Source organism: Sphingobacterium olei, assembly GCF_005048855.1.
Classification (GTDB): domain Bacteria; phylum Bacteroidota; class Bacteroidia; order Sphingobacteriales; family Sphingobacteriaceae; genus Sphingobacterium; species Sphingobacterium olei.
The window spans coordinates 1-15,128 of the sequence record NZ_SUME01000011.1; the positions used below are offsets into that span (position 1 = coordinate 1).

The following is a 15,128-nucleotide window of genomic DNA, read 5'->3' on the forward strand; positions in this document are numbered from 1 at the left end:
CGGAATGTGCCAGCAACGCCGTATACTTTTTGGCGGGTAACCCTAACGCATTTCCTGCCAACAATTCTAGTTCGCCAAACTCGACAAAGTGATTGCCCTTGCCTGATGTGCCCAACTGCCGCACGGCCTTACCTCTTAACGGTTTTAAAAAGGGGATCTCATTGAATACGGCACTGTCTAACACTTCATGTTCCTGCCTGATATCCAAACCGCCTTCCATGCCAAAGTGCGTGTAGTTTTTCAACGCCTGTTTAATCTGATAGGCAAAGCGTTGGATGTAACTATCACTTTCATCAATAATGGAAAGCGACATCCGACATCCGATATCCATCCCTACTGCATAGGGGATCACGGCATTATCCGTGGCCAGCACCCCGCCGATGGGTAAACCAAAGCCCATGTGTGCATCTGCCATGAGCGCACCTTGTACGCTGATCGGCAAGAGAGTGGCGAGTTCCATCTGCTTTTTGGCAGAGTGTTCAATCCACTTACCACCGTAGGTTTTACAGAAAACCGGCTCGTCGCGCAGTGCATGTGTTTGAAACAATGGATTTCCCGATTTTCCTATGATTTTTTCAGCAATTTTACCCGTGACCTCGTCTGCTAAAAATGACGCCGGATCGGCCATAATTTGGTGCAACATTTCAAATAGTTGTTGCTTACTATGGTGTTTGAAATGTTTGGAAATTATGTTAATGACCAAACTACGTAATTGATCATTTTGATAGCCGATTTTACTTAAATCTTTTGTTCTTAAATTGCCCATATGGGTTCTTATTTATCTAAACTCGGGAAGCGTTAAAGCTGTCGCCGAGTATGTTATTAAAATTTGTTGAATTTGTTGTCTGATGCGATCATCCTTGTGGAAGGATCTACCCTTGTATAGGTGCTCAGAAAATACCAAGAACTTGAAGGCAGCAAAAACGACCAGCATAATTATGTAAGCAACTGCTTAATCAATAAAAAAACAAGTGTTTGACTGCCTTGTTAGGCAATGAGCGAAAGGGGCGATATGTAAATTTGCGCTGTCATGATTCCTTATGTATTTTATGTAGCGTTGCATTTTAAAGATGCAATTGCTACTATGTACATTAAAATGTCTAAATTAGTACTATGAATGCTATCAGGTCAATATCAGAATTTCACCGATTACTCTCTCTGCCCGAGCCACGCCATCCGTTGGTAAGCGTGATTAACCTCGCCGAAAGTATTTTCCTGGAAGATGATGTATGGAAAGGCTTTGTAAATAGATTTTATTGTGTTGCCCTTAAAAGGGATGCAAAAGGTAAAATACGATATGGTCAGCAACATTATGATTATGATAAGGGGGTACTGAGCTTTACTGCACCTAACCAAGTGCAATACCTGGATCTGAACACTGTAGAATGCGGATCGGGTTATCTGCTAATTTTCCATCCCGACTTTTTGCTATCCCATCCGCTAGCACGCAATATCAGCGATTACAACTTCTTCTCTTACGCCGTAAATGAGGCGCTGCATCTTTCTGCCGACGAAGAGGTTGATTTGATTACCATATTGAACAAGATCGATAAGGAATGCCTGCATATTGATAGACATACGCAGGAAATCATCTTATCACAAATCGAGTTGTTGCTCAATTATTCGAATCGATTTTACGAGCGGCAGTTTATTACCCGGAAAAACCACAATAATCAACTGCTTGCCAAATTTGAACTTCTTATTGAGAAATATTTTGACGGCAGTACGACAACGCAACCCGAACTGTTAACGGTACAACGCATGGCCGAACTCATGAACCTGTCTCCTAACTACCTCAGCGATCTACTGCGCATGCATACCGGACAAAGTACACAGCAGCATATACACCAGCGTGTGATTGAAAAGGCGAAGGAAAAACTGTCGACGACAAATTTATCCGTAAGCGAAATTGCTTATACATTAGGCTTTGAGCATGCGCAATCGTTTAGCACGCTATTTAAGAAGAAGACCAGTCTGTCACCTCTTGAATTCCGGCAGGCATTTAACTGATAATTAAGAATAAAAAACAGCGAAGATGTTGTAATATAACCACAAAATCATAAAAAATAAATCCAAATTAACAGAACTAACGAATATTGCAAACAGATAAATTATGGAAACACTTATCACAAAAAATGAAATTATAGAACAGGAAAATAGACTGTATAAAGCAATGACCGAAAGTAGTATCAACACGCTTAAAGAATTGCTGCACGATGACTTGCTATTCGTCCTTCCAAGCGGCGAAGTAATAACCAAGGAAATTGATTTGAGAACATATCAAGACGGGGCATTAAAGATTAACACGATTAGCCCCAAAATTGAGGCGATCAATATCATCGAAGATATGGCCGTCGTTATTGTATCCATGAAGATAAAGGGAAGCTACAATGCGGAGCCTTTTGAAGCCAAATACCGTTACATCCGTTTCTGGAAAAAATTCGACGAGGGTATAAAAGTAGTCGGCGGAAGTGGAACTGCAATTTAATTACACCTGTGATGTTCGATGCATTCGGGTTTATGAGTTCTATTTTTCGTTTCTCTTCTGTAGATTGAAAACAGTTCCTACCGGGTCTGTAATCCAATGCATATTTTCCGGAAGTTCTTCCAATTCGTCACAGGTTTCCACACCTTTCGATTGTAAATAGTTTGTCGCGTCTTCTACGTCAGGAACTGTAAGTTGTAACCAAGTTTCAGAATGGCTGTAATTATCCACACAGTCTAACCAAATAATATTATTGCCGAATTTCACTTCGTGTGTTCTAGAAACTGTTGGATTGTCTATGGGTTTTTCTTCTACTTCCAACTTCTCAATGAAGCGTCAAAATACCCCCCTTTAATCATGGTTAAGTGGCAGGGTGAACCAAAATGTTGCCCCTTGACCCTCTTCGCTATGCACACCGATTTCCCCGTTGTGACGGTGAACGATATCGGCACTGATGTAAAGTCCTAAACCAAGTCCCGATACTTCCCTCCCACTGCTGTCTACCCTAAAATAACGCTCAAAAATCTGCTTTTGCTTTTCTAGGGGAATGCCCGGGCCTGTATCACGCACGGATATTTTAGCAAACCCATTTATTTGTTCAGCCCGGAGATAAATTTTGGATGACTTAGGTGCATATTTGACGGCATTGTTCACAAAATTGACTACAACCTGGTCGATCCGACGTTCGTCGGCATGAACCTGTAATAACGAATCGCCCTCGAACACCAGCTTGTATTTGCCAAATTCCCTAATGTGGCCGCAGCAGTCGTCTAACAGATCTTTAACGGTGAATGTTGTTTTATTCAATACTGTCGCGTCTTTATCCATGTTACTTACATTCAACAAATCTTCTACCAACGAACTTACCTTTTCCATACTCCGCTCCGCCTGTGCCAATAACCTGGGGAACAGCGCATGCTCAGGGGTATCTTTGATACGTTGTAAAAACTGCAGAGAGGCTTTCAGCGAAGTAATCGGTGTTTTAAGCTCGTGACTGGCAATAGAGATAAAATCGTCTTTTTGCTGCTGCAATCTTTTAAAGTCGGTAACGTCCAAAACGGTGCCCATTAATTTATTTGGCATGCCGGCGCTGCCATAGAAAACTTTCGCCTGCACCCTGATCCAATGGATTGATTTGTCTCTATGCACGATTCTTGCCTCATACATCATCTTTCCCTTAATAGCTGCCTCCGCATGTGCCTTTGTGCTCAAGTGTACATCGTCGGGATGAAAAGTATCCAGTAGTTCCAATCTTGATCTTGGATCGGATACACCGAAAATCTCATTGAACCGTTCGGATGTGACAATTGCATAGGTGGTATAACTATATTCAAAGGTTCCGATATCGGCAGATTCTATCGCTAGACGAGTACGTTCTCCGGCTTCCTCGATTGCTTTACGTGCCTTCACTTTTTCGGTCACGTCAATAGCTACAACTAAAATAGCTGTAACATGGCCCTCGGCCTTTAATACCGGTTCATAAACGAAATCAATAAATACGTCTTCGGGTTCACCATACCGGATAAGTGTTACCTGATGTTCGGTAGCGACGAAAGGCACTCCTGTATGTATAACCTGGTTCAGTATCGGAGCGTAATCTTCTGCTGCTTCAGTGACCGCCTCCCAAATCGTGCGACCTTCCAGTTCTGCCCGCTCCTTGCCTACCAAGTTCAAATAGGTATCATTGGCTTCTAAAACGTACAGGTCGTGCGATCGTATAACGCATATCCCAACGGGGGCCTGTTTAATCAACAGTCGAAAACGTGCCTCACTTTCGATCAGGTCATCATTTTTTCGTCTTATTTCATCTTGGGAAACCAGAAGATCCTCATTGGCTGCTGAAAGCTCCTCGACTGTCGCCGCAAGTTCCTCATTTAGGACGCCCATTTCTTCCGTCAAGGACTGTTCTTTTGCCAAGGCCTCCTCCAGCTTTTTACGCTGTTGTACTTTTGTTGTGATATCGTCTGCGGCGACAATAATACCGACAACATTCCCCTTTTCGTCGCATAGGGGATCGTAATAAAAACTCACATATTTTGTCGTCGGGCCGGTAGGGGAATTATAATGGAAAATTTGTTCCTCTTGCCCGTAGCCTACACCTGAATCATATACCTGTCTTAAAAATTCAGGAAAAGGTTGACCCTCGATCTCGGGCAGGATTTCCATCAACTTATGACCCGTTACCGCGTCGATAGTTTTATCCCACAGGTTTACCAGTGGCTGGTTCGCGATCTCTATTATCCATTCCCTGCCTCTCAAAATCATCAACGGGTAATGTGCGGTCATCACGAGGCTACGTAGACTACGCTCCGAATCAGCGATCGCTTGTATTCCTTGAGCAATACGCTCTTCCAATTCACGGGAAAAGTTTTCTAATTGTATATGTGAGACCTGTAGATCCTCCAACGTCGCAGTCAGTTCCTCGTTCGACGCGGCTAATTCTTCGTTCGTGGCCGCCAGCTCTTCGTTCAGCTCCTGCTCCCTTCGTTCGGACATCATCTCTTTGGTCACGTCGTGGGTAGTAACCAGTAGATACGTTGCCGCACTACCATCCTTCGCTACAGGGAGTATTTCCAACTGCCACCAGTGTTGAATAACTGTTCCGGTCTCGTCCGATAAGATATCATACCTAAATACAGGCATTTTTATTAACCTATTTTCAGCTACCGCCTGCTCTAACGCTGCCGCAAGAAGTTCTGGTCCTTCACCTCCTGCTATTGCAGGATCATAAGCTGTCCAGATGCTCTCGCCCCTATAATCAATTTTAGTCCTCCCGGTAACGGATTGATGGGCAACATTATAGTCGAGGATGGTAAATTCTGGAGCTTCCGCCTTCAAAATGATGCGCGGGCTTTCCGATTGGAACAGGGCTTGAAAGATCGGTGCGGTTATGTGATCCATTCAGCTAATCTAGAAAAGTTTATTGAGTAATGCAAGTCTCCTCCCCCCTGTTCATTACGTAAAATCTATGTCGGATCTGTAGCTTACTGTAATTAATGATTCACCATTAATCACCTAAGTAGTACGACGGAACTGGTGCTTGCGGATAGCCCTGCGAACGCTGAAGTACATAACTCCTATATATGGGATCCTGCATGAGCGAAACTTTCCGATCCTTCGCCGAAATATGGGTATGGTATATCCGCAATTCTCCAGGCAGCGCTGTAACGACCTCTTCACGCCAGTCACCAAAAAGGTCAGCAACCATGAGAATATCGCCGTATATTCCACTGGATATTTTCTCGCCCTTCCAATACCCTATTGACTGGTCTCTTCCGCCCGAGGTTGATTCTGCACCCCAGCGGTTATCATCACCAAAAAATAACTGACGTATATTTCCGGAGCCCCACCATATCCAATTCCGACAAGGTGGCACCTCCGCATTAGCACCTAATTTTTCCCCCTTGGCGCTCAGCAGGTATTTATCTGTTGAGCCACCTTTTCTATCCTCTGTGGCAAAGCATTCTAAACCGGGGTTCGAAGGATCGATATCCGCAACCATCCCGTCACCAACATGAAAAGTTTTATGGCCGATACCCCAAATTCGTTTTCCTGTATTTGCATCTACCGTGGAAACCCCATAACCATTATCTAACCATGGTTCGATGGCTAAAAAGACTTCTAGACCCGGCCTTTCCGGGTCTATATCGGTAAGATATGCTTTGTCGGAATGACCCAGGCCTGTCGACCAGCGAAGGGTTCCATTGCTATTAAGCATGCAGGAACCTAATAATATTTCATCTTTGCCGTCGCCATCTACATCGCCAGAAACCATATTATGCGCGCCTTGACTTCGGATAACCGGATTCTCTTCATCGCCGTCCCATCTCCACAGCTTTTCTAATTTACCATTATGTAATTGCCAAGCATCGACTACCATCAACCTGTAGGTGCCTCGAGCGGAAAGGATACAAGGGGTCTTACCATCCAAATAAGCCATACCAATCTGATTTCGATTTTGTCGATTTACATTGCCATACCTGTCGTTTCGTTCTGGCCAATCCACGCGGGCAATCTCTTCTCCGGTAAGACCATTCCATATCGCTAGGAATTCGCTCCCTCCATATACTCGGCCATCTTCATTTTTTAAATAATCATCACCAGCAATTTTTAACGCCACTTCTGCTTTTCCGTCTCCATCAAAATCGTATACAATATATGGCGAATACCATACCCCAGGTTCGATACCTGGTCCTAAATCCTTTGTCCATAAATACGTGCCATCATGTAAATACGCTTCTATTTTATATGTGGTACCATCATTCGGATTCGGTACACCTGGATCTACATTACTGTTTGGATGCCTGATAATATAATCATACAGTCCGTCTCCGTTCAGGTCTGCAACGGCTACCCGACCTGCCTTAACGGTTGGATCTTTCAATTTTATACTATGGTAGTTGGTTTCATCTCCAACATATTTGATTAGTGATTTTTTTTCGCTTAACGTTTTCTCTCCCCCTTGAATTACTTCCACCCAATATTGCGCGTTGTTATCTGCAACATTGGTATCAATAAAATCAGTTGTTTCTGTTATCGGCTTTTTATTCAGCTTCTTCACGATGTCATTCACAGAACGGTAGACATTAAATGCCACGGTCTCGTTGTCTGATTTTAGCAATCTCCAACTTATGTGCACAGCATCGCTTCCTTTGACGCGCGCCAACGACAGGCCACGGCTCAATTTTTCTTCAACTCTTTTTTGTGCAAACCCTTTAACCTCAAGCTTTGTGGCATGGCTGGGTGTCAAAACCTCGTACATATAAGCGCGTTCTCTCGAGTCTTGTGCGAACCCAGGAATATGTAACAAAAAAATAAATATGCAATTGAAGAGGAACTTTCTGTATATCATAATGGATTTGTTACTGTTAGACTTGTTGCTATTCTTGTTGATTTATATTGATATTCACGAAGTTATCGGTTTAGTATTTGGAACGCAACCTGTACTATCCTGAAATCAAAGGTATACTAATATGAATTGGAAAAACAAATAACATGGATTTTTGAATTGAGCTTAGAGATGATAATACCACCTTAAATTGACTTTATTTTTAGGATTCGCGCCGGTGAAGATTAAAACTATTTTAATTATCTATAGAACTTTAATGCCGTTATAATGTTGATATTTTTGACCGCTATCGCTTCATTAGTTTGATAAGTCATATTTTCAAAACAGAATCAATGAAAAAGAAATCTTTAGTTATTCTAAATACTGTTTTTTTAGTTATCACTTTGATAATTAATTACCTATCTAATACGGGATTTTTTAATGGTAACACCATGAAAACGGTATCAGATCGGTATGATAATTTTTTCACTCCAGCATCCTATGCATTTTCCATTTGGGGGCTGATTTACCTATTTTTAATCAGCCACATTATCTACACTATAAGTGTAATAAAAAGAAAACACGAAAGTACTATTATTAAGCATATAGGAATTTGGTTTACTTTTTCTTGTGTACTGAACAGCGCCTGGGTCGTCTTTTGGTTAAATGACTATATTGGATTATCAGTATGTATCATGATTGCTTTACTACTGGTATTGTTGAAAATCATTGCGAACATTCATGCCAATTACAATCGTCCTTCTTTAAAAACAGTAGTCTTTGCTTTTTTGCCATTTTCCTTGTATGCGGGATGGATTTCTGTAGCATTGATCGCCAATATAGCAGCATATTTAACGAAAATAAAATGGGACGGATGGGGTGTGTCGGATATTACCTGGACCATTGTTATGATCCTGACCGCTGGCCTCATCAATATTTTAATGATATGGAAAAGCAATCTGATTTCTTTTGGTCTAGTCGGAGTATGGGCTTTGATCGCGGTGGCAGTATCGAACGACCAAGTAAATAAACCTGTTTATTTGGTAGCAGGAGCTACAGCCCTTCTTATCTTATTAAACTGTATTATTCGGGGAATTGGCATCTTGCGGAATAGAAAGGCGAATACTTCCTGATCTATGGATTAAGCCTCATCTTTTGTATTTTTCACTAAACCAATACCCGAGAAAAAAAAGATTAGCGCAATTACGCCTAAAACGATAAGTGACGTGTAAGCGGTGCTTTTATTGATCAATTCATATTCTGCGTAGATCATATCATATTGTGCCGACAAAAAGAACACAATGGCGATCAACAAAATGATGCGCTGGATTGTTGTATCTATAAAATAGCACCTATGATAGAGACCGAACAACAAAAACAAGAATCTACTGCCTTTTATAAAGAAGCGTTGCGTTTACTACATGACAGTTCCTGTCATTTTATGCTCGGAGGCGCATTTGCAATGTTTCACTATACCGGTATCTTTCGGAATACAAAAGACCTAGATATATTCTGCAAGAGTAGCGAATATCCTAAGATACTTAAATTTTTCGCAGACAACGGTTACGAAACTGAGCTGACAGATGTACGCTGGTTGGCTAAGATTTATAAGGGAGAATACTTCATCGATATCATCTTTGATACAGTCAATAATATATGTACAGTAGATGACAGTTGGTATGAGCGGGCAAGCGAAGGTATGTTTGTGTGTTCACCGGTGAAATTCATTCCTGCGGAAGAACTTATCTGGTGCAAAATTTATGTGCAAAACCGCGAACGAAATGACAATGCCGATATCAATCACATCTTATTAAAACATGGCAAAAACATAGATTGGAAACATCTACTTTTTCGTCTGGACCCACATTGGCATCTCCTGTTGTCGCAATTGCTGATTTTTCAATTTGTATACCCTGCAGACTACCGCGACATTGTGCCCAAGTGGTTGTTTGACGAACTCATGTCGCGAGCTCACGAGCAGTACGACCTCCCCTCTCCTGTCGAAAAAGTATGTAGAGGCCCCCTTATAGATCAAACCCAATATCAGGTCGATATCAAAGAATGGGATTACAAAACGTGTACAATTAAAACCATATAAGATGATCGAACGAAAAAAAATTAGAATTGCTGCTTTAGGAGATATACATGCGAAACTATCTGATAAAGGTATGTTTCGTCCCATATTCGAACAGGTATCGCGAGAAGCTGATGTGCTGGTGATCTGTGGAGATCTAACAGATACAGGCGATGAAGATGAAGCAAAAATATTAGGAGAAGAAATGCAGGCGTTACAGATCCCAGTAGTAGGCGTTCTGGGGAATCACGATTATGAAAAAGGCCGTCAGAAAATCATAAAACAGATCCTAGTAGATCATCGTATGACGATTTTAGATGGTGAGGCTATTGTCATTGCGGGAATTGGTTTCGCGGGAGTGAAGGGTTTTGGGGGCGGTTTTGATAAATATATGCTGTCTATATTTGGCGAAGACATGATGAAGGGTTTCGTACACGAGGTCGTTAACGAGTCGCTACAGCTTGACCGCGCACTTGCCCGCTTAGAACAAGAGCATCCAGAACTGCCCAAAATAGCCATCCTGCATTATTCGCCGATAAAAGAAACGATCGAAGGTGAGCCAGTAGAAATATTTCCTTTCCTGGGATCATCTCACTTGGCCGAGCCTCTTAATCGGCGAAAGGTAACCGTCGCTTTTCACGGCCACGCACATTGTGGAAAATTGCAAGGGCATACCACAATGGATATTCCGGTGTACAATGTAGCGCTGCCTGTTCTTAAGAAGGAAAACATCGAAACGCCTTACTATATTATAGAAGTATAGTAAGGCGTGTTATCTTACTTCATTTCCGTTAAGTCAAACCGATCCAACGGCAACCTAGTCGGTCCGTTAAGCATCGCTCCATCTATTCCGTATCGCGCACCATGACAAGGGCAATCCCAGCTTTTCTCCGCATTATTCCACTGTACGATACAACCTGCATGTTTACATACCGGATCTAACGCATAAACCTTCCCTGCGTCATCTTTATAAATCGCGAGGCTTTCCTCTTCATATGATACTACCTTCCCTTCTCCCGGACTAAGCGCCGCCAACTCGTCCATTGTCTCTTTTTTAAATCGATCACCGATTAGCCGTTTGACGACATTTATATTTTCACTGACAAATGCTTTAAATCCCGCTATGGGGCTGTTGCGTAAGGGCGTATATATATCAGCGTATGGGCTTTCCCCCGTCAATATTAAATCTGAAATAATCTTGGCCGAGAGGGTACCAAATATCATCCCATTTCCACTGAATCCTGTTGCTACAAATTCTTTCGGATTCTCTGTTGAGAGGGCTCCTATATAAGGGAGCGCATCTGTGCTTTCATAATACTGGGAAGACCACGTATTACGAATCGATTTTACCGCGAAATGTTTTCGCACAAACGCTTCCAAGTTCTTGAAACAATATTGTGTATTTTCTTCCTGTCCCGTTTTATGATCCTCTCCTCCTACAATCAGCACGTCGCCCAAATCATCAGATGCTTTACGGAGGTAGTGAAAAGGTTCTTTCATATCATAAATCAATCCCTCTGGATAATCGCCCGGATTCTGAAGCTCCACTGCCAACACGTAGCTTCTATAAGGCCCCAATTTAAAATTAAGCTTATTGATACCGGTATAGGTATGTGTGGCATGCACCACGCGCGAGGCCGTAAAAGTAAAATTCTCTCCAACTACTTTCAAATTGCCTTCTTCGTCATCTATATTTTGCATCGATTCGTTTTCGAGAATACGACCACCGTTTTTAATGTAGACATCCAATAAACTTTGTACATATTTAAGCGGATTAAACCGTGCTTGCTGATCGAAGTAAATTGCCTTTGTAAACTGGATAGGTATGCCAATATCAGATGTATATGAAGTTGGAAGACCGACTTGTCCGATAGCTTGGTAGATATTGTTGAGTTCCTTTTCCTCCTGCTCATCGGTCGCATACATATAGCCTCTTACTTCTTCGAATTCACATTCAATCTTATATTTCTTGACGAATTGCTTAATAATTTGGATAGCTTCTAAAGCGCTGCCTGCTACTTTTTTAGCCACCTCCTTTCCGCATTTGTCTATAATATCTGAATAGGGTGTATCCAATACGGAATTTAGATGCGCAGAAGTGCCAGCTGTAGTACCAAAACCGATTTTATTGGCCTCCAACAGCAGACATTTCTTTCCTGCTAATTGCAACATGAGCGCTGTTGTCACACCGGTGATGCCACCGCCAATGACGACTGCATCGAAATGCATTTTGGAGTAGATTGTTTTAGATAGCGGTAGGTGTAATGGCGCGGTATCTTGCCAAAATGAGTTTAAATTCCCGTCTCTTTTCATACTAATCAGTTATTTATATTAAAAATCACCTAAACTAGTTTCTTTCTGTACCATGCGTTCCAATAACGCTGTAGCCGTGTGGCTGGCCGATAATGGGTTCTGTCCAGTAATCAGATCTCCGTCAATTTCGACATGAGCCGTAAAAGGTAGCGTCGCCGATGTAAATTCTGCACCTTTTGCCCGTAGCGCAGTCTCCAGTTCGTAAGGGATATTATTTTTTCGTGCCACCAATGCTTCCTCGGTATTGGAGAAGGAAGTTACCTTCTTGCCCATTAAAAAGCTAGGATCAAGCTTAGCAGCCATTAAGAATGCGGCTGGGCCATGACATAATGCCGCAATTGGTTTCTCCTGCTTATGAAACTCCAGGATAAGGCGACCGGATTCCAGACTTCGTGCCAGATCCCATAATGGACCATGACCCCCGGGAATGAACAAACCGTCAAAAGGATCGGCAATGATATTTTGTAAGGCCAGTGTATTTTGAAAATGGAACTGCGCTTCCTTATCGGCTAAAAACCTCCTGTTGGAAGTGGTGATATGTTCCGTTAGTTTGCTCATCGGGTCAATAGGAGGCTCTCCTCCCGGTATCGTAACAAGTGTGACCTTGCACCCCGCGTCGATGAAAACATAATATGGATCGGTAAATTCACCTAACCACACACCCGTTTCGCTCTGGGTGTCTTCCATATACCGATGCGCTGTGAGTAACATCAAAATATTTTTCGTTTCCATCGTTCTAATGTTATACTGATTATATTGAACAATCCACGGAAACAAAAGTTTACCCACGAATAAATAACGTAGTAATAGTCACTTTAACGACATAACTACTTTAAATGGATGACATTTATACGCTATTTTAGTCTTCCGTATCCCAATTTAAAACAGGATTGAAACTCGATATGTTTGCATAGTACAGTTTAGGGCTGTATACCATACTTAACGCGTTTTTTCAATAGAACGTATCAATTCATCGTATAAAATAAAAAATTAACATCTAGTCGCATGGAAATCGTAATTGGAATCGTAGCCGGAATATTGACCTCAATTTCGATGGTTCCCCAGTTAATAAAAGTCATAAAGGAAAAAGACGTTGAAAACATCTCTCCGATGATGATTACTATTTTATTAGTAGGCGTATCGATGTGGGTTGTTTATGGCGTCATACTGAAAGAATGGCCCATCATTCTATCCAATGCCTTTTCGGTCCTCGTCAATGCCACATTACTGATCTTTTATTTTTTCTTTCGCAAACGAACGTAGATAACTAGTAGCTATCCATTAAAATAAGCGTACTTTCGATCCTATAAAAGATTATTTGCCAGTTCTCTTTGCCAGTTTCTATGCTGGGCAATCCGCTGTATGAAAACTTCTATATCGTCGGCTGTGCGGATCGACACAATCGCCTTGTCGGATTCTACCAAACGAAGATCGCTGGCCTGCACTAGTGCATTACTATTTCCACCAATGGCAATGGCCTTATTGTGCTTCAGCGCATCATCCACATAACAGACGGCCTTCTTAATGCTCGCTAACTTTTCCTGACTAGCATTGCCCCCTACAACATATAACGCATCATATAATACAGAATCCATCGTAACCAAGGTGTAGTCCACTTTTACCGTTTCGCCCGTCGCCGCGATTATGTCGCCATATTTATCAGCTATAATGTCCAGCGTCGCGCCTTCCTCCTTAATCCGGGCCTGCATTTGTTTCAATTCCTGGAGATCAAATCCTTCCGTCAAAATAGCCGCTATCTTACGAGTTTTGATCGTGTCAAAATCGCAGTGATACTCTACAGAAAGTGAAGGATAGGTAAAGCCTAGCTTAATTTTATCTAGGGCTGGGTAATTTTCAAAAATCTGTGACGCGGTCTGAATGGTTTCTTCGGATAGCCCATCGGGAACAGGAAGCCCTAATCTATCCGCTACAATAGTAGCGAGCTCCTTATCTACTACGGAGAGTATTCCCAAATAGCGAAATCGAACCTCTTCTCGGGTTACTTTTCCGAGTTCAAAACTAAAGGCGTCTTGTATATGTTTTTTACCAATTTCAGACTGACTGTTGTAGAACGTTGACGCCTGGCTGAAATGGTCTCCAAACGTCTCACTACGTTTACGTATTTTACGTCCTTCTGCCGCGGCCGGAACACTCTCAAAACCAGACCCTCCACTCATGACATTAGAGAGATACGGACAGCCGCCAGCTATAGAATGCGGGTTATAGTTTCCGGTGTCTTTCGGAATATCTTGACGCATTGCCCCATCCCTCCTGAAATTATGGGTAGGATTTTTGGGCTTATTGATTGGAAGCTCGTGGAAATTTGGTGATCCGAGCCGGCTTAACTGTGTATCGAGGTAAGAGAACAACCGTCCTTGTAGTAGAGGATCATCCGAAAAGTCAATACCTGGCACTAAATGTCCTGGATGGAAAGCCACCTGTTCGGTCTCAGCGAAGAAATTATCCGGATTGCGATTTAGCTGAAGTGTGCCAATGTACTGGATAGGAATTAATTCTTCTGGAATAACTTTAGTCGCATCCAAAATATCAAAATCCAACGACTGCTCCTGTTCATTTGTCAGGATTTGTACGCCTAGGTCCCATTCTGGATAATCTCCATTTTCTATTGCCTCCCATAAATCCTGACGGTGAAAATCCGGATTCCTCCCACTGATTTTTTGAGCTTCATCCCATACCACGGAGTGGACCCCAAGCTTAGGCTTAAGGTGAAATTTTACAAAGAAGGATTCTCCTTGTGCATTCAGTAATTTATACGTATTTACACCGAATCCTTGCATCATACGGTAGCTCCTTGGAATGGCACGGTCTGACATCAGCCACATAACCATATGTGCAGTCTCAGGCATTAACGATGCAAAATCCCAGAAGGTATTGTGTGCAGAAGCAGCCTGTGGAATTTCATTGCGTTCCTCCGGTTTTACAGCGTGTACCAGATCAGGAAAATTTATGGCATCTTGAATAAAAAAAACAGGAATATTATTTCCAACCAAATCAAAAATACCTTCTGATGTATAGAATTTGATCGCGAAGCCCCTTACATCCCTGGCCAGATCTGTAGAACCGCGGGATCCGACAACGGTAGAAAATCGGACAAAAACTTCTGTTTCCGCTCCTACCTGACTTAAAAAGCCAGCTTTGGAAAATTGGGGAATAGGGTCCATAAGCCTAAACACGCCATGGGCACCCGCCCCCCGTGCATGTACGACCCGCTCGGGTATACGTTCATGATCAAAATGGAAGATCTTTTCGCGAAAAAGAAAATCTTCTAAAAGACTGGGGCCTCGCACGCCAGATTTTAAAGTATTAAAATCGTCCGCAATAGTCGTCCCTTGGTTTGAAGTGAGGCCTTGGTCCCTTCGAACAGGAGCAGCGCCTTCATCATTTTGTTTTGTGATGTCGTTTTTCAT

Annotated in this window: 13 protein-coding genes; 6 read left to right on the top strand and 7 right to left on the bottom strand. The window is 42.3% G+C overall.

The features are described 5' to 3' along the window. The coding region (locus tag FAZ15_RS20045) for an RtcB family protein (protein ID WP_136903154.1) at positions 1–766 on the bottom strand (766 nt) is incomplete at its 3' end. 347 nt (positions 767–1,113) lie between these two features. On the opposite strand from FAZ15_RS20045, the gene FAZ15_RS20050 reads away from it, so the two are divergent. Both FAZ15_RS20050 and FAZ15_RS20055 read left to right on the top strand, forming a co-directional pair. Next, positions 1,114–2,010, top strand: coding sequence for a helix-turn-helix domain-containing protein (locus FAZ15_RS20050; RefSeq protein ID WP_136903155.1), 897 nt, complete (start codon positions 1,114–1,116; stop codon positions 2,008–2,010). Positions 2,011–2,113: 103 nt separating this feature from the next. Then, complete coding sequence (locus FAZ15_RS20055; protein ID WP_136903156.1) at positions 2,114–2,488, top strand: nuclear transport factor 2 family protein; 375 nt, start codon at positions 2,114–2,116, stop codon at positions 2,486–2,488. Between the two features lie 39 nt (positions 2,489–2,527). On the opposite strand, the gene FAZ15_RS20060 is transcribed toward FAZ15_RS20055, so the two are convergent. From FAZ15_RS20060 to FAZ15_RS20070, 3 genes are all read right to left on the bottom strand, one after another. Beyond that, on the bottom strand, positions 2,528–2,806 hold the full coding sequence (locus FAZ15_RS20060; RefSeq protein ID WP_202912460.1) for a VOC family protein: 279 nt from the start codon (positions 2,804–2,806) through the stop codon (positions 2,528–2,530). Between the two features lie 30 nt (positions 2,807–2,836). Then, positions 2,837–5,386 (bottom strand): PAS domain-containing protein, encoded by a 2,550-nt coding sequence (locus FAZ15_RS20065; protein ID WP_136903157.1) that lies wholly within the window; start codon positions 5,384–5,386, stop codon positions 2,837–2,839. Between the two features lie 106 nt (positions 5,387–5,492). Next, positions 5,493–7,247: a rhamnogalacturonan lyase family protein gene (locus FAZ15_RS20070; RefSeq protein WP_238387324.1), complete on the bottom strand. Its 1,755-nt coding sequence runs from the start codon at positions 7,245–7,247 to the stop codon at positions 5,493–5,495. 518 nt (positions 7,248–7,765) lie between these two features. Between FAZ15_RS20070 and FAZ15_RS20075 the strand changes: the two genes are divergently transcribed. The 3 genes from FAZ15_RS20075 to FAZ15_RS20085 all read left to right on the top strand — a co-directional run bounded on the left by FAZ15_RS20075 (position 7,766) and on the right by FAZ15_RS20085 (position 10,150). Further along, the gene (locus FAZ15_RS20075; RefSeq protein WP_202912461.1) at positions 7,766–8,446 is read left to right on the top strand and encodes a hypothetical protein; all 681 of its coding nucleotides are present in this window, start codon (positions 7,766–7,768) and stop codon (positions 8,444–8,446) included. 221 nt (positions 8,447–8,667) lie between these two features. Continuing rightward, positions 8,668–9,411 carry a nucleotidyltransferase gene (locus tag FAZ15_RS20080; RefSeq protein ID WP_136903160.1) on the top strand — a complete coding sequence of 248 codons (744 nt, stop codon included), beginning with the start codon at positions 8,668–8,670 and terminating at the stop codon, positions 9,409–9,411. A gap of 1 nt (position 9,412) precedes the next feature. Beyond that, positions 9,413–10,150 (top strand): metallophosphoesterase family protein, encoded by a 738-nt coding sequence (locus tag FAZ15_RS20085; RefSeq protein WP_136903161.1) that lies wholly within the window; start codon positions 9,413–9,415, stop codon positions 10,148–10,150. Positions 10,151–10,164: 14 nt separating this feature from the next. On the opposite strand, the gene FAZ15_RS20090 is transcribed toward FAZ15_RS20085, so the two are convergent. Together FAZ15_RS20090 and FAZ15_RS20095 are read right to left on the bottom strand one after the other, a co-directional pair. Then, the gene (locus FAZ15_RS20090) at positions 10,165–11,700 is read right to left on the bottom strand and encodes an FAD-dependent oxidoreductase (RefSeq protein WP_136903162.1); all 1,536 of its coding nucleotides are present in this window, start codon (positions 11,698–11,700) and stop codon (positions 10,165–10,167) included. An 18-nt stretch (positions 11,701–11,718) separates the two neighbouring features. Beyond that, entirely contained in the window at positions 11,719–12,432 is a 714-nt protein-coding gene (locus FAZ15_RS20095; protein WP_136903163.1) for a type 1 glutamine amidotransferase domain-containing protein, read from the bottom strand. Between the two features lie 273 nt (positions 12,433–12,705). Here FAZ15_RS20095 and FAZ15_RS20100 point away from each other — a divergent pair, with 273 nt between their 5' ends. Beyond that, the gene (locus tag FAZ15_RS20100; protein ID WP_136903164.1) at positions 12,706–12,963 is read left to right on the top strand and encodes a SemiSWEET transporter; all 258 of its coding nucleotides are present in this window, start codon (positions 12,706–12,708) and stop codon (positions 12,961–12,963) included. A gap of 41 nt (positions 12,964–13,004) precedes the next feature. Here FAZ15_RS20100 and FAZ15_RS20105 read toward each other — a convergent pair whose 3' ends face one another. Next, complete coding sequence (locus FAZ15_RS20105) at positions 13,005–15,128, bottom strand: catalase (protein ID WP_136903165.1); 2,124 nt, start codon at positions 15,126–15,128, stop codon at positions 13,005–13,007.

Bases quoted from the DNA above. Each gene is read 5' to 3' on its own strand.
- FAZ15_RS20050 (WP_136903155.1), top strand. From the start codon at position 1,114: ATGAATGCTATCAGGTCAATATCAGAATTTCACCGATTACTCTCTCTG.
- FAZ15_RS20055 (WP_136903156.1), top strand. From the start codon at position 2,114: ATGGAAACACTTATCACAAAAAATGAAATTATAGAACAGGAAAATAGA.
- FAZ15_RS20065 (WP_136903157.1), bottom strand. From the start codon at position 5,386: ATGGATCACATAACCGCACCGATCTTTCAAGCCCTGTTCCAATCGGAA.
- FAZ15_RS20070 (WP_238387324.1), bottom strand. From the start codon at position 7,247: ATGTACGAGGTTTTGACACCCAGCCATGCCACAAAGCTTGAGGTTAAA.
- FAZ15_RS20075 (WP_202912461.1), top strand. From the start codon at position 7,766: ATGAAAACGGTATCAGATCGGTATGATAATTTTTTCACTCCAGCATCC.
- FAZ15_RS20080 (WP_136903160.1), top strand. From the start codon at position 8,668: ATGATAGAGACCGAACAACAAAAACAAGAATCTACTGCCTTTTATAAA.
- FAZ15_RS20085 (WP_136903161.1), top strand. From the start codon at position 9,413: ATGATCGAACGAAAAAAAATTAGAATTGCTGCTTTAGGAGATATACAT.
- FAZ15_RS20090 (WP_136903162.1), bottom strand. From the start codon at position 11,700: ATGAAAAGAGACGGGAATTTAAACTCATTTTGGCAAGATACCGCGCCA.
- FAZ15_RS20095 (WP_136903163.1), bottom strand. From the start codon at position 12,432: ATGGAAACGAAAAATATTTTGATGTTACTCACAGCGCATCGGTATATG.
- FAZ15_RS20100 (WP_136903164.1), top strand. From the start codon at position 12,706: ATGGAAATCGTAATTGGAATCGTAGCCGGAATATTGACCTCAATTTCG.
- FAZ15_RS20105 (WP_136903165.1), bottom strand. From the start codon at position 15,128: ATGAAAAACGACATCACAAAACAAAATGATGAAGGCGCTGCTCCTGTT.